The following is an 18,126-nucleotide window of genomic DNA, read 5'->3' on the forward strand; positions in this document are numbered from 1 at the left end:
GCCCTCATGGGCAGGGGTCACATGCGTGCGCCCGCCATCGCCCGGCACATCTCCGCGGCGCGGCGACACGCCTCGGCACAGCGCATCATCTGCTTGTCGTCGGGCATGGACATACACGCCTCGGCGCACATGTCACAGGCCCTGGCGCACATCGCGCACATGTCGGCGGACATCGGCGAGCGGCGCATCATCATGTCGGCGCACATGCGGGTCATCTCGGAGCAGTCCATGAGCGCGCGCATGATCTGCATCTGGGCCTGGCCGCCCATCTGCATGCAGGAGCTCATGGTCTCCTCGCAGACGTTGTGGCACGTCATGCAGGCCTCGACGCAGTCCTGCATCTCCTTGGTCATGGCGGGCACGGTGGTTCCGGGCTGGGTCATGGCTCCTCCTGGGGAGGGAGAGGGGTCCGGGGCGGGCCCCGTGTGCTTCCGTCCTACGCCGGAGTGCCCCGCTCTGCCATTTGACGTCTGCCCCGCCTCGCACCCGTTCGGCCCACAGGGCGGCTTCAGACGGTGGGGGTGGTGCCGCCGTCGATGACGTACTCGGCGCCGAGGATGGCCGACGCACGGTCGGAGACCAGGAAGGCGATCAGGTCGGCGACCTCCTCGGGGCGGTCGGGACGCCCGAGCGGGATGCCGCCGAGGGAGTCCATGAGCCGGTCCAGGGCCACCTCCCGGGTGACGCCCGCCTCTTCGGCGATCCGGGTCACCAACTGGTCGGCCGCGCTGGTCCGGATGAAGCCGGGCGAGACCGCGGTGACCCGTATCCCGTGCCGGGCGACCTCGTTGGCCAGGCCCTTGCTGTAGGTGGTCAGCGCGGCCTTGGCGGCGGCGTAGGCGAGGGTGCCGTTCCACAGCGGCATCCGGCGCTGGATGGAGGTGACGTGCACGATCACGCCCCGGCCGGCCTCGATCATCCCGGGCAGCAGGCCGCGGTCCAGGCGTACGGCGGCCAGCAGGTTGACGGTCAGCTCGCGGGCCCAGTCGGCCTCGCCGAGGGCCGCGAAGCCGCCGGCCGGAGCCTCGGATCCCCCCAGGGTGTGGACGAGGATGTCGGCGCCGCCCAGGCGGGCGTTCACCTCGGAGACGACCTCGGCGGCACCCTCGGCGGTGGAGAGGTCCGCCGCGACGAACGTCTTCTCCTCGACCTCCTCGGGGCGGCTGCGGGCTGTGACGAGCACGCTCGCGCCGGCCCGGCGCAGGCGTTCGGCGACGGCGGCTCCGGTGCCCCTGGTGCCGCCGGTGACCAGCGCGCGCCGGCCGTCGAGGGATTCGCTGGTGGGCATGGTGACGGTGCCTTCCGTGACCGGGACCGGGCCCGGGAACACCCCCGCTGTCCACGCTACGCCGGTACGCCGGCAGCCCCCGTCCGAGGCGGACGGGGGCTGCCGGGAAGCGCGGGGGGCGTGCCTTACGGCAGGTTGCGGGCCATGACGATCCGCTGGACCTGGTTCGTCCCTTCGTAGATTTGCGTGATCTTCGCATCGCGCATCATGCGCTCCACCGGGTAGTCGCGGGTGTAGCCGTAGCCGCCGAGCAGCTGGACGGCGTCGGTGGTGACCTCCATGGCCACGTCCGAGGCGAAGCACTTGGCGGCCGCGCCCTGGAAGGTGAGGTCCTTGTCGCCGCGCTCGGAGGCGGCCGCGGCCTGGTACGTCAGGGCGCGGGCGGCGGCGATCTTCATGGCCATGTCGGCGAGCATGAACTGGATGCCCTGGAAGTCGGCGATCGGCTTGCCGAACTGCTTGCGCTCCTGGACGTAGCCCTTGGCGTAGTCGAGGGCGCCCTGGGCGACACCGAGGGCCTGGGCCGCGATGGTGATGCGGGTGTGGTCCAGGGTCTTCATGGCGGTGGCGAAGCCGGTGCCCTCCTCGCCGATGATGCGGTCGGCGGGGATGCGGACGTTGTCGAGGTAGACCTCGCGGGTCGGGGAGCCCTTGATGCCGAGCTTCTTCTCCGGGGCGCCGAAGGAGACGCCCTCGTCCGACTTCTCGACGACGAAGGCGGAGATGCCCTTGGTGCGCTTGGCCGGGTCGGTCACGGCCATGACCGTGTAGTACTCGGAGACGCCCGCGTTGGTGATCCAGCGCTTGACGCCGTTGAGGACGTAGTGGTCGCCGTCGCGGACCGCCTTGGTCGTCATACCGCCCGCGTCCGAGCCCGCCTCCGGCTCGGAGAGGCAGTACGAGAACATCGCGTCGCCCTTGGCGAGCGGGGTGAGGTACTGCTTCTTCAGGTCCTCGGAGCCGGACAGGATCACCGGGAGCGAGCCCAGCTTGTTCACGGCCGGGATGAGGGAGGAGGACACACAGGCGCGGGCGACTTCCTCGATCACGATGACCGTGGCGAGCGCGTCGGCGCCGGCGCCGCCGTACTCCTCGGGTACGTGCACGGCGTGCAGCTCGTTGGCGACCAGGGCGTCGAGGGCCTCCTGCGGGAAGCGGGCCTCCTCGTCGACCGCGGCGGCGAACGGCGCGATCTTCGCCTCGACCAGCGAACGGACGGCGTCCCGGAGCATGTCGTGCTCCTCGGACGGGCGGTACAGGTCGAAGTCAGCCGATCCGGCCACGGTCTCTCACGCTCCAAAGACACAGTGATACTGACGCTAATTACCGTTAAGTAACTCAAATTTTAGAGGGCCGCCCGAAGGACGCCTACGTGAGATGGGCGACAGCGGGGAAATTGCCCGGTGGACGCCCCGACTATGCTCGGCTCCGCATCACCGACGTACCCGATCTGGAGCACATCCATGAGCCTGAAGATCACCGTGATCGGCACCGGCTACCTGGGCGCCACGCACGCCGCGGCCATGGCCGAACTCGGATTCGAGGTGCTGGGGCTCGATGTCGTGCCCGAGAAGATCGCGATGCTGGAGCGCGGCGAGACCCCGATGTACGAGCCGGGGCTCGAGGAACTGCTGCGCCGGCATGTCGCGGGCTTCGAGGGGTCCACCGGACGGCTGCGCTTCACCCAGGACTGGGCCGAGGTCGGGGCCTTCGGTGACGTGCACTTCGTCTGTGTGAACACTCCCCAGCGGCACGGGGAGTACGCGGCGGACATGTCGTACGTCGACGCCGCCTTCGCCTCCCTCGCCCCGCATCTGCACGGACCCGCCCTGGTCGTCGGCAAGTCGACCGTGCCGGTCGGCTCGGCCGAGCGGCTGGCCGCCTATCTGGCCGAGCACGCGCCCGCCGGTGCGGACGCCGAGCTGGCCTGGAACCCGGAGTTCCTGCGCGAGGGCTTCGCCGTGCAGGACACGCTGCACCCGGACCGGATCGTGGTGGGTGTGCGCGGTGAGCGCGCGGAGAAGCTGCTGCGGGAGGTGTACGCGACGCCGGTCGGCGAGGGCACGCCGTTCGTGGTGACCGACTTCCCGACCGCCGAGCTGGTGAAGACCTCGGCGAACTCCTTCCTCGCCACCAAGATCTCCTTCATCAACGCGATGGCGGAGGTCTGCGAGGCCGCGGGCGGTGACGTGGTGAAGCTGGCGGAGGCCATCGGCCACGACGACCGGATCGGGAAGAAGTTCCTGCGCGCCGGCATCGGGTTCGGCGGTGGCTGTCTGCCGAAGGACATCCGGGCGTTCATGGCGCGCGCCGGTGAGCTGGGCGCGGACCAGGCACTGACCTTCCTGCGCGAGATCGACTCCATCAACATGCGCCAGCGCGGCCAGATGGTGGAGCTGGCCCGGCAGGCGCTGGGCGGCGGTCCCTTCCTGGGGAAGCGGGTGGCGGTGCTCGGCGCCACCTTCAAGCCGGACTCGGACGACGTCCGTGACTCGCCCGCGCTGAACGTGGCCGGGCAGATCCATCTGCAGGGCGGCCAGGTGACCGTGTACGACCCGAAGGGCATGGAGAACGCCCGCCGGGTCTTCCCCACCCTGGGCTATGCCGACTCGGCCCTCGACGCGGTCCGGGGCGCCGATGTCGTGCTGCACCTGACCGAGTGGCGGGAGTTCCGCGAGCTGGACCCGGCGGCGCTGGGCGAGGTCGCGGCGGCCCGGCTGATCCTGGACGGGCGCAACGCCCTGGACTCGGAGCAGTGGCGGCGGGCCGGGTGGACGTACCGGGCCATGGGCCGCCCGACCGCGTAGTCCGGCGCCGCAGCGGCACCCCCCCCAGAGGCATCCACGAGGACGCCGGTTCGGCCGAGGCTCAGTCGGCCGAACCGGCGTCTTCCCGCATTCTGCACCACCGGACACATACGTGGCCGATGAACTCCCCGTGGTTCACGCCTCCTTCGCGCGGTAGCGGCGCATCTTCGCGCGCGCCCCGCACACCTGCATCGAGCACCAACGGCCCCGCCCCGCGGGGCTGCGGTCGTAGTACGCCCAGTGGCAGGTCTCGGCCTCGCACGCCTTGAGACGGGCCCAGGTGCCGGCGACCAGCGCCTCGGCCACGGCGGCGGCGACCCGCGCGAGCAGCGGGCCGGTGTCGGCCGGGGCGAGGCTCGCGGAGCCGTCGTGGCCGTCCACGGCGACGTACAGGGGCGCGTGCGCCAGCAGCTCGCCGAGCGGGGTGACCTCGCCGTGCGGCGGATGGCCGGCGTGCGCGAGCAGCGTGGCCCGCAGCGACTCGCGCAGGGCGCGGGCCCGCGGCAGCTCCTCCTCGGCCAGTCCGAGGCGCGCCCGGCCGTCCGCCGTGTCGAGCGAGTCGGCGCCCGACTCGAGGTCCAGCGTGTTCACCAAGGACTCGACCAGGGCCAGGCCTCCCGGCGCGGGCGATCTCTCACTCATGACTGCAAGTTACCTCCCGAATCCGGTTGCGACGTTACCGCTCATGCAGGAGCATCAGGTAACGCGTTACCGGTTACACATCTCTAAAGGTAACTCCGACTTCGAGGAGGAAGTCATGGCACTCGCCAAGCTGGGTGCGGTCGTCCTGGACTGTCCCGATCCCCGCGCGCTGGCCGGCTTCTACGCCGGGGTGCTGGGCGGCACGGTGGAGGGCGAGGGCGACTGGGTCGATCTGTCGGTGCCGGGCGGTCAGGCGCTGGCCTTCCAGCGCGCGCCCGGATTCGTGCCGCCGCGGTGGCCCGCGGCCGACGGCTCCCAGCAGTTCCATCTGGACCTGGTGGTGGAGGACCTGGACGCGGCCGAGAAGGACGTGCTGGAGCTGGGGGCGAAGCCGCTGGCCGAGCAAGGCGGCAGCAGCTTCCGGGTCTACGCGGACCCGGCCGGACACCCCTTCTGTCTCTGCGCCTGCTGAGCGGGCCGGAGCCGGCAGGCCCTAGGGGGTTTCGTTCGGTTCAGCCCGGGTCCGACCTGATCCAAACGAACCCCCCTAGCCGTCCAGCTCCGCGATCCGCGCGTTGGACGGCTCCCGGCGGTGCTGTGCGGCGCGGGCCGTGAAGTCCGCGCTGCGGAGCACCCGCTGGACGTTTCCCCAGGTCAGCAGGGACAGCTCGGGCTCGGACCAGCCACGGCGGAGCAGTTCGGCGATCAGATGGGGGTAGCGGGAGGCGTCGGCGAGGTCGTGCGGGTGGGCGGCGCCGGAGTCGTAGGTGCCGGACAGGCCGACGCACTCGGGGCCGGCGACCGCGCGGACGTGGTCGAGGTGGTCGGCGACGTCCTGGACGGTCGGGCCGGTCTGTTCGGCGGTCAGCGGCACCATGCACAGACCGCCCGCGGCGCCCAGCTCGGCGAGCAGCTCGTCGGGCAGGTTGGCCGGGTGCGGGCGCAGGGCGCGGGCGGCGGAGCGGGTGCACAGCACCGGGGTCTTGGAGAGCGCGGTGGCCCGGCCGACGGTGGCGTCGGAGGCGCCGGAGAGGTCGGCCAGGACGCCGAGGCGGTTCATCTCGCGGACGACCTCCTCGCCGAACCGGGTCAGCCCCGCCTCGCTCGCCCAGGCGGTGCCCGTCAGGGTGAGGACGCGCAGGCCGAGGGCGTGCAGGACGCGCAGGATGCCCAGGGAGTCGTCCAGCGCGGGCGCCCCGGCCGGGCCCAGCACGACGGCGGTCCGGCCGCAGTTGCGGGCGTCGATGATCTGTCCGGCGGTGCGCGCCAGGCGCAGTCCCTCCGGATGGGAGTCGATCACCGAGCGGACGAAGTCCAGCTGCTCCAGGGTGGCGCCCACCGCGCGGTCCCCCGCCAGGCCCTCGGGCAGGTGCAGCGACGAGAACAGGACGCCCACGTGCCCCTCGCGCATCCGTGGCACATCGGTGTCGACGGCCAGCTCGCCCAGCTCCAGGTCGTACCAGGACAGATGGCGCAGGGCCCACGGCAGGCCGCTGTAGCCGTCGGCAACGGGGTGGTCGGCGAGCAGGGAGTGCGCCCGCCGCAGCGTCTCGTCGGCCTGGGCGTACGACTCCCCCGGGAACGGGCCGCCCGGCAGGCCGTGGTCCCCGCCGACCCCGGTCGTGGTGGGCCTGTCGTCCTGCAGGTCGGCCATGGCGGCTCCGTACGTCGTCGAGAGCTACGTCGGTCGTGAGCTACGTCTGATGCGGCTGGCGTACCGCCACGGTCGCACGGGGCGCGGGGATCCTTCCTGATGAGTGGGGCGTTCGGGGGTACGACCGGTCACGCGTCCCCGGCCGCCCGGATCACCTCGTCCAGCGTCTCCCGGGAGCGGACGAGGTCGGCGATCGTACGGTCGATGCGGTCGCGTTCGGCGGCGAGGTCGGCAACCAGCCTCGGCGTGGCGATCACGGAGGGCCCGCCGTCCTGGTCGCGCATGCACGGCAGCAGCTGCCGGATCTTCGCACTGTGCAGCCCGGCCGCGTACAGCTCCTGGATCCGTACGACCCGGTCGACGGCCGCCTCCGGGTAGTCCCGGTGTCCGCCGGGCGTGCGCCCGGCCGCGAGCAGCCCCTGGGTCTCGTAGTAGCGCAGCGACCGTTCGCTCACGTTGGTGCGCCGGGCCAGTTCACCGATCCGCATCGTCCGCCTCCGGGGCCGTCGGCCACTTGATTCTGACATCAGTGTCAGCTTCTACCGTACGGCCATGACACGGACAACCGACTTCCTGGCCCCGGCCCGGCTCGGCCGGCTCGCACTCCCCAACCACCTGGTCATGGCCCCGCTCACCCGCAACCGCGCGGAGGCCGACGGCACCCCGACCGCGCTGATGGCCGGCCACTACGCCCAGCGCGCCTCGGCCGGCCTGATCATCGCCGAGGGCTCGACGCCCAACGCGGTCGGGCAGACGTACCCGGACATCACCGCGATCCACACCGACCGGCACACGGCGGGATGGCGGCAGGTGACCGAGGCCGTGCGGGCGGGCGGCGGGCGCATGTTCCTGCAGCTGCAGCACGGCGGCCGGGTGAGCCATCCGGCGACCACGGGCCTGACCCCCGTGGCACCCTCCCCGGTCCCGCTGCCGGAGACGATCTTCGCTCCCGGCGGCCACCGGCCGGCCGCGGTTCCGCGCGAGATGACGGCGGACGACATCCGCGCCACGATCGCCGACTTCGCCGCAGCGGCCCGCCGGGCCGTCGAGGCCGGCTTCGAGGGCGTGGAGGTGCACTCGGCCAACGGGATGCTGCTGCACCAGTTCCTCGCCGACAACACCAACCGCCGCTCGGACGCCTACGGCGGCTCCGTCCAGGCGCGGGTGCGGTTCGCGGCGGAGGTGACCGAGGCGGTGGCCGACGCGATCGGCGCCGAACGGGTGGGCATCCGGATCTCCCCCGGCTCCACCGTCAACGGCGTCCGGGAGGACGACACCACCGGTCTCTACGCCGCCCTCACGGACCGCCTGAAGGAACTGGGCCTCGCCTATCTGCACCTGGTGCGCTCCGCACCGGAGTCCGGCTGGTACCGCCGGATCCGCGCGGACTGGCCCGGCACCCTGATCGGCAACCCGGACCTGACCGACCTCACCACGGCGGCCGTCACCCGGGAGAGCGCGCGCATGCTGGCCGCCGGAGCCGACCTGGTGGCGCTCGGCCGGCCGTTCCTCGCCAACCCGGACCTGGTCGCGCGGCTGCGCCTGGGCGCCCCGCTCAACCCGGTCCGGGAGCGGTACCTGATGTACGTGGGTGGGGCGGACGGCTACACCGACTACCCCACCCTCGACGCTCAGCCGTCCAGCGACTCGATGGTCGCGTTGGACGGGCCGCGCGTGGCCTGAACCTCACGGGCCACGTCCTCCGCCGCGCCCAGTACCCGCACCGCGTTCTGCCAGGTCAGCTTGGCCAGGTCGGCCTTGGACCAGCCGCGGTCGAGCAGCTCGGCGATCAGGTTCGGGTAGCCGGAGACGTCGTTCAGGCCGTCCGGGGTGAAGGCGGTGCCGTCGTAGTCGCCGCCGATGCCGAGGTGGTCGATGCCGGCCACCTCACGCATGTGGTCGAGGTGGTCCGCGACCGTGGAGACCGTGGCGACCGGGCGCGGGTTCCGCTCCTCGAAGGCGCGGTGGATCTTCATCGCCTGGGGGGTGGTGTCGAGGTGGTGGAAGCCGTTGGCGCGCATGTTCTGGTCGGCCGCGACCGTCCAGTCCACCGCCGCCTGGAGCACGAACTTCGGCACGAAGGTCACCATCGCCATGCCGCCGTTGCCGGTCAGCCGCTCCAGGACGTCGTCCGGGACGTTGCGCGGGTGGTCGCAGACGGCACGCGCGGAGGAGTGCGAGAAGATCACCGGCGCGGACGAGGCGTCCAGCGCGGCCCGCATGGTCGTGGCCGCCACATGGGAGAGGTCCACGAGCATGCCGAGCCGGTTCATCTCACGGACGACCTCGCGGCCGAAGGCGGACAGGCCGCCCACGTTCGGTGCGTCGGTCGCCGAGTCCGCCCAGTCCACGTTGTCGTTGTGGGTGAGCGTCATGTAGCGCACGCCGAGCGCGTACAGGCCGCGGAGCGTGCCCAGGGAGTTCCCGATGGAGTGACCGCCCTCGGCACCCATCAGAGAGGCGATACGGCCGTCCGCGCGGGCCGCCTCCATGTCGGCCGCCGTCAGGGCCGGGGCCAGCTGCGCCGGGTAGCGGGCCAGCATCTGCCGGACGCCGTCGATCTGCTCCAGCGTCGCCGGGACCGCGTCCGGCTGGTCGGAGGGGACGTACACCGACCAGTACTGGGCACCGACCCCGCCCTCGCGCAGCCGCGGCAGGTCGGTGTGCAGGCTCGCGCTCTGGGAGGCGGCGAGGTCGAGGGCGTCGAGGTCGTAGCGGACCTGCTTGCGCAGCGCGTACGGCAGGTCGTTGTGCCCGTCGACGACGGGGAACTCGCGCAGCAGTGCGCGGGCGTCGTCCAGCGAGGTCACGGGCCTCACTTCCCGAAGCCGAAGCCGCCCGCGGCGCCGCCGACCTTGGCACGCAGCCGCTTGCCCTTCTCGGTGGCCTGGTCGCCCAGGTCCTGCTGGAAGTCGCGCATCTTCTGCAGCAGCTCCTCGTCGTGCGCGGCGAGCATGCGGGCCGCGAGCAGACCGGCGTTGCGGGCGCCGGCGACGGAGACGGTGGCGACCGGGACGCCGGCTGGCATCTGAACGATGGACAGCAGGGAGTCCATGCCGTCGAGGTACTTCAGCGGCACGGGCACGCCGATGACCGGCAGCGGGGTGACCGAGGCGAGCATGCCCGGCAGATGGGCCGCGCCGCCGGCACCGGCGATGATCGCCTTCAGACCGCGGTCGGCGGCCTGCTCGCCGTACGCGATCATCTCGCGCGGCATGCGGTGCGCGGAGACGACGTCGACCTCGTACGCGATCTCGAACTCGTCCAGCGCCTTGGCGGCGGCCTCCATGACGGGCCAGTCGGAGTCCGACCCCATGACGATGCCAACAACAGGGCTCATTCGGTGATCGTGCCTCTCAGGTAGCCGGCTGCGTGACGGGCGCGCTCCAGCACGTCGTCCAGGTCGTCGCCGTAGGTGTTGACGTGTCCGACCTTGCGGCCGGGCTTCACGTCCTTGCCGTACATGTGGATCTTGAGCTTGGGGTCGCGGGCCATGCAGTGCAAGTACGCGGAGTACATGTCCGGGTAGTCGCCGCCGAGGACGTTGGCCATCACCGTCCATCTGGCGCGCGGGCGCGGGTCGCCCAGCGGCAGGTCGAGCACGGCACGCACGTGGTTGGCGAACTGGGAGGTGATCGCGCCGTCCTGGGTCCAGTGGCCCGAGTTGTGCGGACGCATCGCCAGTTCGTTGACGAGTATGCGGCCGTCGCGGGTCTGGAACAGCTCGACGGCGAGGTGGCCGACGACGCCGAGTTCCTTGGCGATGCGCAGCGCCATCTCCTCGGCCTGGAGGGCCAGCTCCTCGTCCAGGCCGGGCGCGGGCGCGATCACGGTGTCGCAGACGCCGCCGACCTGCTGCGACTCGACCACCGGGTAGGCGACGGCCTGGCCGTGCGGGGAGCGCACCACGTTGGCGGCCAGCTCGCGGACGTAGTCGACCTTCTCCTCGGCGAGGACCGGGACGCCCGCCCTGAACGGGTCGGCGGCCTCCTCGACGGAGTCGACGACCCACACGCCCTTGCCGTCGTAGCCGCCGCGGACGGTCTTGAGGACGACGGGGAAGCCGTCCCCTTCGCCCGCGAACCGGACCACGTCCTCCGGGTCGCTCACGATCCGGTGCCGCGGGCACGGCACACCGATCGCATCGAGCTTCGCCCGCATCACGCCCTTGTCCTGGGCGTGCACAAGAGCGTCGGGCCCCGGGCGCACGGGGATGCCGTCCGCCTCCAGGGCCCTGAGGTGCTCGGTGGGTACATGTTCGTGATCGAAGGTGATCACATCGCAACCGCGCGCGAACTCACGCAGCGTGTCCAGGTCGCGATAGTCGCCGATGACGACATCGCTGACGACCTGCGCCGCGGAATCCTGAGGGGTGTCACTGAGGAGCTTGAACCTGATGCCCAGCGGGATGCCAGCTTCGTGCGTCATACGCGCGAGCTGTCCACCGCCGACCATGCCGACTACCGGGAACGTCACGCCCCTAGGGTATCGGCCACGACGACCGGGCCGGATTACGTCCCTCACACCGCGTCTTACCCGGGGCTTTCCCGGCTCTTTCCGACCCGTTCCCAAGCTGTGGCCTGGTCCGGGGGCGGCGGACAGGTCACCTGGATAGCATGGCTGGGTTGACGAAACCTACCGACGGGAGCTGCACAGCCATGGAACCTCGTTCCTCGGGGCTGCAACGGCTCGTACGCGAGGTGGCCAAGTTCGGCGCTGTCGGAGGCGCCGGCGTCCTTGTCAATCTCGGCGTGTTCAACCTGGTCCGGCACGTCTCGGACCTGCCGGTGGTGCGCGCCAGCATCATCGCGACCGTCGTCGCGATCGCCTTCAACTACGTCGGCTTCCGTTACTGGACGTACCGGGACCGCGACAAGGGCGGCCGCACCAGGGAACTCACGCTGTTCCTGATGTTCAGCGCGATCGGCCTGGTGATCGAGAACGGCGTGCTCTTCCTCGCGACGTACGGCTTCGGCTGGGACAGCCCGCTGCAGAGCAACATCTTCAAGTTCATCGGCATCGGCGTCGCCACCCTGTTCCGGTTCTGGTCGTACCGCACCTGGGTGTTCCGCACGATGCCCGCCCGGGAGGCCGTGGCGCGCGCGGAATCGATCCTGGAGCAGGAGTCGAGAAAGCCCGCGCCGCAGCAGCGCGTCCCGTAGGGATCCGCTAGCGGACCGTCGGCTGGTCCCCGTCCGCCGCCGGCTTGCGGGACGGGTGCGTGCGGGACAGGAACAGGCCGAAGACCGGTGGCTGGGACTGGAGCAGTTCCAGGCGTCCGCCGTCGGCCTCCGCGAGGTCACGGGCGACGGCCAGCCCGATCCCCGTCGAGTTGCGCCCGCTGATCGTGCGCTCGAAGATCCGGGCGCCCAGGTCGCCGGGGACGCCCGGCCCCTCGTCGGTGACCTCGACCACGGCCTGGTTGCCGGTGACCCGGGTACGCAGGGCGACCGTGCCGCCACCGTGCATCAGCGAGTTCTCGATCAGCGCGGCCAGCACCTGCGCGACCGCGCCGGGCGTGCCGACGGCCCGCAGATGCCGCTTCCCGGAGCTGACGATGGCCCGGCCCGCGCTGCGGTAGGCGGGCCGCCACTCGGCGAGCTGCTGCTGGATGACCTCGTCCAGGTCGAAGGAGACGGCGGAGCCGGTGCGCGGGTCGCGCGAGTTGGTCAGCAGCCGCTCCACCACGTCCGTCAGCCGCTCCACCTGCCCCAGCGCGATCGTCGCCTCCTCCTTCACCGTGTCCGGATCGTCGGTGAGGGTGATCTCCTCGAGCCGCATGGACAGCGCGGTCAGGGGTGTGCGCAGCTGGTGGGAGGCGTCGGCGGCGAGGCGCCGCTCCGCGGTCAGCATCCGGCCGATGCGCTCGGCCGAGGAGTCGAGCACGTCGGCGACCCGGTCCAGCTCGGGGACGCCGTAGCGCTTGTGCCGCGGGCGCGGATCGCCCGAGCCGAGGCGTTCGGCGGTCTCGGCGAGGTCGGTCAGCGGGGAGGCGAGCCGGTTGGCCTGGCGTACGGCGAGCAGGACGGCGGCGACCACCGCCAGCAGCGCCACCAGACCGATGATCAGCAGGGTCCGGCCGACCTCGCGGGTCACCGCGGAGCGGGGCTCCTCGACGGTGACGGTCTCGCCCTCCTCGCCCGTCTGCGTGGAGCGGATGACGTCGCCCTCGGGCTTGGTGCCGATCTCGATCGCCTGCCGGCCCGGGACCCGGATCTCGGCGTACTGCTCCTTGCTGACCGGGTTGCGCAGGACGTCGGCGTTGACGTTCTCCGCGGCGAGGATGCGGCTGTCCACGATGCTGGCCAGCCGCACCGCCTCGGACTCCACCCGCTCCTGGGCGCTGTTGCTGATCGTCCGCGTCTCGACGATGACGAGAGACACGCCGAAGACCGCGATCACCACCAGCACGACGGCAAGGGTGGACTGGATGAGACGGCGACGCACTGGGCCCTCCGGGGGTTGGCTTTACGACACCAGTGTGGCAACCCCCTGAGGGGCGCGGGGAACTGCGCGACCGGCCCACGACGGCCGGCAGCCGCGCACCCCGCAGAAGACCCCCGGCGCGACCGCGAAGTCGGCCAAGCCCCAGCGGCAGCGCTAGCTCTTCTCGAAGCGGAAGCCGACTCCACGCACCGTCGCGATGTACCGGGGGTTCGCCGCGTCGTCCCCGAGCTTCTTGCGCAGCCAGGAGATGTGCATGTCGAGCGTCTTGGTGGACGACCACCACGTGGTGTCCCAGACCTCGCGCATCAGCTGGTCTCGCGTCACGACCCGGCCGGCGTCCCGCACCAGCACCCGCAGCAGGTCGAACTCCTTCGCCGTCAGCTGGAGTTCCTCGTCGCCCATCCACGCGCGGTGCGACTCGACGTCGATCCGCACACCGTGGGTGGCCGGCGGCTGCTGCGGCTCGGCGGCGCCGCGGCGCAGCAGGGCCCGCACCCGGGCGAGCAGTTCGGCGAGCCGGAAGGGCTTGGTCACGTAGTCGTCGGCGCCCGCGTCCAGACCGACGACGGTGTCCACCTCGTCGGCCCGCGCGGTCAGGATGAGGATCGGTACGGTGTGGCCGTCGGCCCGCAGCCGGCGGGCGACCTCCAGGCCGTCCATGCCGGGCAGGCCGAGGTCCAGCACGACGAGATCGACGCCGCCCTGCATTCCGGCGTCGAGCGCGGTGGGTCCGTCCTCGCGCACCTCGACCTCGTAACCTTCCCGGCGCAGGGCGCGGGCCAGCGGCTCCGAGATGGACGCGTCGTCCTCGGCGAGCAGTACACGGGTCATGCAGTGATGGTAGACCGCCCGCGCGCAGTGCTGGGGTGTGATCGGTTCCAGGAGTTCTTACCTTGCCGGCCCCGTGGTACGAACCATTGCCCGGGAGGTGCGATGGTAGATAACGCCTTCGAAACAGGTCGCGCGGTTCCCTCGACACCTGTGATCCGCGTCTCAAGTCCTTCCATATCCGGCACTGTCCTGCCGTATGGTGACCTGAACGCCTGTAGCACACCGGGGACCTTTGGCGGGATCAACGCTGAAGGTCTCTTTTGTGTGCGGGCTGACGAAGATCAGCCTTGAAAGGAATGACCTCTGGCCGGGCTCCGGACGCGGTAAGCGTCCAGGGCGTGGATCCCGGTGGTCGCCGTCCACCGCTCCGTGATCCGGATCGGACTCCCCCCGGGCGTGGGGGTGGACGACCGACCCCGCCGGTGCCGGCCACACCCCCACCGGGCGCGCAACGCTCCAGCTGCCGCGTCCCGACCAGCAAGGAACGACCATGGCGTCCAGCCTGACGAAGGACTCGGTCCGCCCGGGCACCCCCGGTTCCGAGAAGACCTTCTTCGGCCACCCCCGCGGACTGGCCACTCTCTTCATGACCGAGATGTGGGAGCGATTCTCCTACTACGGCATGAGGGCCCTGCTCCCGCTGTACCTGGTGGCCCCCGGTGGCCTGCACCTGAACGCGGGCACCGCGACCGCGATCTACTCGGTGTACGTGTCGCTCGTGTACCTGCTCGCCCTGCCCGGCGGCTGGTTCGCGGACCGCGTTCTCGGTCCCCGCAAGACGGTCGCCGTCTCCGGCCTGATCATCATGCTGGGCCACCTGTGCCTGGCCCTGCCGGTCTCGGCCAGCTTCTTCGTCGGCCTCGGTCTGGTCGCCATCGGCTCCGGTCTGCTGAAGGCCAACATCTCCACGATGGTGGGTCACCTGTACAAGGGCGCCGACGACCCGCGCCGTGACGGTGGCTTCACGCTCTTCTACATCGGCATCAACCTGGGTGCCTTCGCCGCGCCGCTGATCATCGGCACCGTCGGCGAGAACTACAACTGGCACCTCGGCTTCGCGCTGGCCGCGCTCGGCATGGCGCTGGGTCTGGCCCAGTACCTGCTCGGCAGCCGTCACCTGAGCGAGAAGAGCAGCGTCGTCCCCACGCCGCTGTCCGCCGAGGAGAAGTCCGCCACGCTGCGCAAGGGCCTGATCTGGCTGGGCATCGCCGCGGTCTTCTACGCCGCCGTCGGCTTCTCCGGCCACTTCACCCTGAACTGGGCGCTCATCCCGCTGACCGTCATCGGTCTGATCGTGCCGGTCTTCGTCATCACCCGCATCCGGCGGGACAAGGACCTGGACGGTGCCGAGCGTTCGAAGGTGTCGGCCTACGTCTGGTTCTTCGTGGCCGCCGCCGTCTTCTGGATGATCTACGACCAGGGCGGTTCGACCCTGTCGATCTTCGCCGACGGCAAGGCCGAGAACACCATCTTCGGCTGGGAGTTCCCGGTCTCCTGGTACCAGTCGGTCAACCCGGTCATGATCATGGCCCTGGCGCCCGTCTTCGCCTGGCTGTGGCTGTGGCTGAACCGGCGCGGCAAGGAGCCGAGCACGATCGTGAAGTTCGCCTCCGGCCTGGTGCTGATCGGTGCGTCGTTCTTCCTCTTCCTCGCCCCGCTGTCGATCGCCGAGGGCGGTCACAAGGCCGCCGCGATGTGGCTGGTCGCGATCTACTTCGTCCAGACGATCGGTGAGCTGACGCTGTCTCCGGTGGGTCTGTCCGTCACGACGAAGATGGCGCCGAAGAAGTACGCCTCGCAGATGATGGGCGTCTGGTTCCTCGCGGTCACCGCGGGCGACTCGATCACCGCGCTGCTCTCCAACCCGGCCATCGGCGGGGTGAACCTCGACCGGACGGGCTTCGTCACGCTGGAGGCCGTGCTCGCCGTGATCGCCGGTGTCGCGGTGTGGATGTACCGCAAGAAGGTCAACAAGCTCATGGGTGACGTCCACTGACGTAGCCCAGTGCTCCGAGAGGGCCACCGCATCCCTGACGGTGCGGTGGCCCTCTCGCGTTGTCCGGGAACTACCGCGTCCTGCGCCGCGGCATGAACGTGAACACCGCGGCGCCCAGCAGGATCGCCGTGCCCGCCACCAGACCGAGGGCCTTGAGGGCGCCGTGGTCGCCGGAGCCGGTCTCGGCGAGGCCGCCCGCACCGCTGCTGCTGGTGCCGCCGGCGGACGACGAGCCTCCGGAGGCCGACGTGCCGCCCGAGGCGCCGCCCGGCTGCTGGGCGGTGTCCAGGGTGAGGGAGACCAGCGACTTGTCCGGCGTACAGGTCGTCGTCGTACCCAGGGCCTTGATGGTGAGCACGCCCGGCGCCAGCGTCGAGGTGCCGCTCGCACCCGGCTTGTAGGTGCCGGTGAGGTCCGGGATCTCGATCGGGTCGCCGGACTTGATGGGCTGTGCGTTCGTCGGCCCCTCCACATGCACGGTGCCCTTGTCCGCGCCGCCCAGCACCACCTCCATCGACGGCTTCACGGAGTCCTTCGGGATGTCGGCGGGGCTGTTCATCACCGACTTCTTGAACTGCACCGTGAGGTCGTAGTCACCGCCGTTCTTCCTGGCGTTGATCTGCACCGGCGAAGTCGCCTTCTTGTCGCCGATCGGGGTCTTGCAGGAGTAGGGGACCTGGACCTCCTTGCCCGGGAAGTCGGTCCGGCCCGTGCCGCCGGTCGCGGTCGGGGTCGGGGTCGCGCTCTTCGTCGGCGTGGCCGACTGCGTGGGCGGCGAGCTGGACGTGCCGCCGCCGCCCGGCGTCACCTGGATCGTCGCCGCCTTCTGCACGGTCTCCTTCGGCGTGCACTTGGTGTCCGTCGACATCGCGTTGACCGTGTACGCGTCCGGCGTCAGCGTCACCTCGCCGGCCGTCGTCAGCTTCAGGGTGCCCTTCATGTCGGACAGCACCATGGCGCCGCCCTTGGGGATCGCCGGGTTCTGCCGCGGGCCCTGCATGGCGATGCCGGCGGCCTGCGCACCGGCCGCCTTGAGCACCCCGGACGGCTGCACCGAGTTGGCGGGCAGGTCGATGATGTCCGGGTTCTTGGAGGCGGCCTGGACGAACTTCCACACGATGTCGACCGTGTCGCCCACCTTGGCCGTGGCCGGCGCGGTGATCTCGACCTTCGTGGTGCCGTCGACCGGGTCGATGCCCGCGGGCGGCACGCAGTGGGTGGCGAACGACACCTCTGCCGCCTGCGCGGGCACGGCCGCCACGCCCAGCAGCACACCCGCCGAACAGAGCACCAGTGCGGCGCCGGCGGCGCCCGTCCTGCGGGCCGGTGTGACTCTCCTTCGCATGCTCACGTGGGTCCCTTCGTGGTGGGAGTCGTAGGACTCGTCGGGCTGTCGTCGTGCGGTGCGGAGAGCCGGCCGGCCGGGCTGCCCGGAGCGGAGTCCGGGGTGAACCACGGCAGGGTCGGAGTCGGGTCGGGCTCGGGCCCGGGGGTGCGGGAGCGGGGCAGCCGCAGCGCCATGGGGGTCCCCCCGCCCGAGCGGAGCCAGGGGTGGGGGAGGGCGCGCCGCCGATGGCGGACGCCGCCCGGCCGGCGCGGCCGTACCCGGTCCACGACGGCCATCCCGACGCGGAAGACCGCGGCCGGGACGACCAGGCAGAGCAGGATCCAGAACAGCGTCACGCCCCAGGGCCGGCCCACGCCCCACGGCTGCTCGGCCAGGACCCTGCCGTCGTACCGGAGGGAGACGGTGTAGTCGCCGTGCGCCCCCGCCGCCAGTTCGACGGGCAGCTCGATCTGCGCCTTCTTCCCGGGTGCGAGGGTGCCGCGCCACTGCTGCTCGTCCCACTGGGGCGCGAAGACGCCGTGCGCGGTGCCGACGCGGAAGACCGGGTTCTTGATCTCGGTGGAGCCGACGTTGCCCGCGGTGAAGACGAGGGTGCGGCTCGGGGGCGCGCCGAACCAGGTGAGCACGCCGCTGGAGCCGGTCAGCCGGGTGTCGGAGAGGATCGACAGCCGGCCGCCGGAGGGCTCGGCGGGCAGCGGGGCGACGGGATGCCCGGCGACCTGGAGGACGGCGTCCGCCTCGGCCTTCGCACCGGTCACCGTGGCGACGTGCACCACGCAGGGGCACGGCACGGGCGGCTCGGCGACCGGCAGCTTCCTGGTGAAGGACCCGCTGCCGTCGGTGGTCACGGCCCGGCCGTCGCCGTTGGCGCAGGAGTTGGTGCCGCCGATCACGCCCCGGGACGGGGTGGACCGGCCGCAGATCAGCATCATCAGCAGTGTGTGCGGCCGCCAGCCGCTCCCGCTGACGGTGACCGAACCGCCTGTGCCCGCCTGGGCCGTGGACAGCTTCACGACGGGCCCGTCCGCCGCGGCCACGGGTGCGGAGAGCGGCAGCAGGAGCAGCGCGAGCACCACCGCCAGCACGGGCATCCGGGCCCCTTTCCGGCGCGCC

At 71.4% G+C, this 18,126-nt stretch carries 18 protein-coding genes; 5 read left to right on the forward strand and 13 right to left on the reverse strand.

The window, feature by feature from the left end; all coding sequences use genetic code 11:
• Positions 1-17: 17 nt before the first annotated feature.
• The 3 genes from AC07DS_RS17755 to AC07DS_RS17765 all read right to left on the reverse strand — a co-directional run bounded on the left by AC07DS_RS17755 (position 18) and on the right by AC07DS_RS17765 (position 2,571).
• Positions 18-383: a four-helix bundle copper-binding protein gene (locus tag AC07DS_RS17755; RefSeq protein WP_479146336.1), complete on the reverse strand. Its 366-nt coding sequence runs from the start codon at positions 381-383 to the stop codon at positions 18-20.
• A 125-nt stretch (positions 384-508) separates the two neighbouring features.
• A complete protein-coding gene (locus AC07DS_RS17760; RefSeq protein WP_479146337.1) occupies positions 509-1,288 on the reverse strand; it encodes an SDR family oxidoreductase in 780 nt (259 codons plus the stop codon).
• A 125-nt stretch (positions 1,289-1,413) separates the two neighbouring features.
• Complete coding sequence (locus tag AC07DS_RS17765; RefSeq protein ID WP_479146339.1) at positions 1,414-2,571, reverse strand: acyl-CoA dehydrogenase; 1,158 nt, start codon at positions 2,569-2,571, stop codon at positions 1,414-1,416.
• A 180-nt stretch (positions 2,572-2,751) separates the two neighbouring features.
• On the opposite strand from AC07DS_RS17765, the gene AC07DS_RS17770 reads away from it, so the two are divergent.
• Positions 2,752-4,095: a UDP-glucose dehydrogenase family protein gene (locus tag AC07DS_RS17770; protein ID WP_479146341.1), complete on the forward strand. Its 1,344-nt coding sequence runs from the start codon at positions 2,752-2,754 to the stop codon at positions 4,093-4,095.
• Positions 4,096-4,230: 135 nt separating this feature from the next.
• On the opposite strand, the gene AC07DS_RS17775 is transcribed toward AC07DS_RS17770, so the two are convergent.
• A complete protein-coding gene (locus AC07DS_RS17775) occupies positions 4,231-4,737 on the reverse strand; it encodes a CGNR zinc finger domain-containing protein (RefSeq protein WP_479146343.1) in 507 nt (168 codons plus the stop codon).
• 115 nt (positions 4,738-4,852) lie between these two features.
• Between AC07DS_RS17775 and AC07DS_RS17780 the strand changes: the two genes are divergently transcribed.
• Positions 4,853-5,209, forward strand: a complete 357-nt coding sequence (locus AC07DS_RS17780; protein WP_479146345.1) for a VOC family protein — start codon at positions 4,853-4,855, stop codon at positions 5,207-5,209.
• Between the two features lie 75 nt (positions 5,210-5,284).
• On the opposite strand, the gene AC07DS_RS17785 is transcribed toward AC07DS_RS17780, so the two are convergent.
• Complete coding sequence (locus AC07DS_RS17785) at positions 5,285-6,391, reverse strand: dipeptidase (protein ID WP_479146347.1); 1,107 nt, start codon at positions 6,389-6,391, stop codon at positions 5,285-5,287.
• Between the two features lie 128 nt (positions 6,392-6,519).
• Positions 6,520-6,879, reverse strand: coding sequence for a MerR family transcriptional regulator (locus AC07DS_RS17790; RefSeq protein WP_479146349.1), 360 nt, complete (start codon positions 6,877-6,879; stop codon positions 6,520-6,522).
• Between the two features lie 64 nt (positions 6,880-6,943).
• Here AC07DS_RS17790 and AC07DS_RS17795 point away from each other — a divergent pair, with 64 nt between their 5' ends.
• Entirely contained in the window at positions 6,944-8,074 is a 1,131-nt protein-coding gene (locus tag AC07DS_RS17795) for an alkene reductase (protein ID WP_479146350.1), read from the forward strand.
• Here the strand turns inward: AC07DS_RS17795 and AC07DS_RS17800 are convergent.
• From AC07DS_RS17800 to AC07DS_RS17810, 3 genes are read right to left on the reverse strand one after another with little or no spacing between them, the layout of a single operon-like run.
• Entirely contained in the window at positions 8,023-9,201 is a 1,179-nt protein-coding gene (locus AC07DS_RS17800) for a dipeptidase (protein ID WP_479146352.1), read from the reverse strand. The genes AC07DS_RS17795 and AC07DS_RS17800 overlap by 52 nt on opposite strands.
• Positions 9,202-9,206: 5 nt before the next feature.
• A complete protein-coding gene (gene purE / locus AC07DS_RS17805) occupies positions 9,207-9,731 on the reverse strand; it encodes a 5-(carboxyamino)imidazole ribonucleotide mutase (RefSeq protein ID WP_479146354.1) in 525 nt (174 codons plus the stop codon).
• Positions 9,728-10,867 (reverse strand): 5-(carboxyamino)imidazole ribonucleotide synthase, encoded by a 1,140-nt coding sequence (locus AC07DS_RS17810; protein WP_479146355.1) that lies wholly within the window; start codon positions 10,865-10,867, stop codon positions 9,728-9,730. Before AC07DS_RS17810 ends, purE begins: the two co-directional genes overlap by 4 nt.
• 182 nt (positions 10,868-11,049) lie before the next feature.
• Between AC07DS_RS17810 and AC07DS_RS17815 the strand changes: the two genes are divergently transcribed.
• The gene (locus AC07DS_RS17815; protein ID WP_479146357.1) at positions 11,050-11,553 is read left to right on the forward strand and encodes a GtrA family protein; all 504 of its coding nucleotides are present in this window, start codon (positions 11,050-11,052) and stop codon (positions 11,551-11,553) included.
• Positions 11,554-11,560: 7 nt separating this feature from the next.
• On the opposite strand, the gene AC07DS_RS17820 is transcribed toward AC07DS_RS17815, so the two are convergent.
• Both AC07DS_RS17820 and AC07DS_RS17825 read right to left on the reverse strand, forming a co-directional pair.
• Positions 11,561-12,838, reverse strand: a complete 1,278-nt coding sequence (locus AC07DS_RS17820; RefSeq protein ID WP_479146359.1) for an ATP-binding protein — start codon at positions 12,836-12,838, stop codon at positions 11,561-11,563.
• A gap of 153 nt (positions 12,839-12,991) precedes the next feature.
• A complete protein-coding gene (locus AC07DS_RS17825; protein ID WP_020940464.1) occupies positions 12,992-13,669 on the reverse strand; it encodes a response regulator transcription factor in 678 nt (225 codons plus the stop codon).
• A gap of 490 nt (positions 13,670-14,159) precedes the next feature.
• On the opposite strand from AC07DS_RS17825, the gene AC07DS_RS17830 reads away from it, so the two are divergent.
• Positions 14,160-15,665: an oligopeptide:H+ symporter gene (locus AC07DS_RS17830; RefSeq protein ID WP_479146361.1), complete on the forward strand. Its 1,506-nt coding sequence runs from the start codon at positions 14,160-14,162 to the stop codon at positions 15,663-15,665.
• A 70-nt stretch (positions 15,666-15,735) separates the two neighbouring features.
• On the opposite strand, the gene AC07DS_RS17835 is transcribed toward AC07DS_RS17830, so the two are convergent.
• Entirely contained in the window at positions 15,736-17,010 is a 1,275-nt protein-coding gene (locus tag AC07DS_RS17835) for a hypothetical protein (protein WP_479146362.1), read from the reverse strand.
• 2 nt (positions 17,011-17,012) lie between these two features.
• Positions 17,013-18,104 carry a hypothetical protein gene (locus AC07DS_RS17840; RefSeq protein WP_479146364.1) on the reverse strand — a complete coding sequence of 364 codons (1,092 nt, stop codon included), beginning with the start codon at positions 18,102-18,104 and terminating at the stop codon, positions 17,013-17,015.
• Between the last annotated feature and the right edge of the window lie 22 nt (positions 18,105-18,126).

The sequence above is a fragment of the Streptomyces sp. NPDC044064 genome, assembly GCF_056434245.1.

Coding starts and splice junctions, on each gene's coding strand:
- AC07DS_RS17795 (WP_479146350.1), top strand. CDS start 6,944: ATGACACGGACAACCGACTTCCTGGCCCCGGCCCGGCTCGGCCGGCTC.
- AC07DS_RS17785 (WP_479146347.1), bottom strand. CDS start 6,391: ATGGCCGACCTGCAGGACGACAGGCCCACCACGACCGGGGTCGGCGGG.
- AC07DS_RS17830 (WP_479146361.1), top strand. CDS start 14,160: ATGGCGTCCAGCCTGACGAAGGACTCGGTCCGCCCGGGCACCCCCGGT.
- AC07DS_RS17780 (WP_479146345.1), top strand. CDS start 4,853: ATGGCACTCGCCAAGCTGGGTGCGGTCGTCCTGGACTGTCCCGATCCC.
- AC07DS_RS17825 (WP_020940464.1), bottom strand. CDS start 13,669: ATGACCCGTGTACTGCTCGCCGAGGACGACGCGTCCATCTCGGAGCCG.
- AC07DS_RS17835 (WP_479146362.1), bottom strand. CDS start 17,010: ATGCGAAGGAGAGTCACACCGGCCCGCAGGACGGGCGCCGCCGGCGCC.
- AC07DS_RS17770 (WP_479146341.1), top strand. CDS start 2,752: ATGAGCCTGAAGATCACCGTGATCGGCACCGGCTACCTGGGCGCCACG.
- AC07DS_RS17840 (WP_479146364.1), bottom strand. CDS start 18,104: ATGCCCGTGCTGGCGGTGGTGCTCGCGCTGCTCCTGCTGCCGCTCTCC.
- purE (WP_479146354.1), bottom strand. CDS start 9,731: ATGAGCCCTGTTGTTGGCATCGTCATGGGGTCGGACTCCGACTGGCCC.
- AC07DS_RS17760 (WP_479146337.1), bottom strand. CDS start 1,288: ATGCCCACCAGCGAATCCCTCGACGGCCGGCGCGCGCTGGTCACCGGC.
- AC07DS_RS17790 (WP_479146349.1), bottom strand. CDS start 6,879: ATGCGGATCGGTGAACTGGCCCGGCGCACCAACGTGAGCGAACGGTCG.
- AC07DS_RS17755 (WP_479146336.1), bottom strand. CDS start 383: ATGACCCAGCCCGGAACCACCGTGCCCGCCATGACCAAGGAGATGCAG.
- AC07DS_RS17775 (WP_479146343.1), bottom strand. CDS start 4,737: ATGAGTGAGAGATCGCCCGCGCCGGGAGGCCTGGCCCTGGTCGAGTCC.
- AC07DS_RS17815 (WP_479146357.1), top strand. CDS start 11,050: ATGGAACCTCGTTCCTCGGGGCTGCAACGGCTCGTACGCGAGGTGGCC.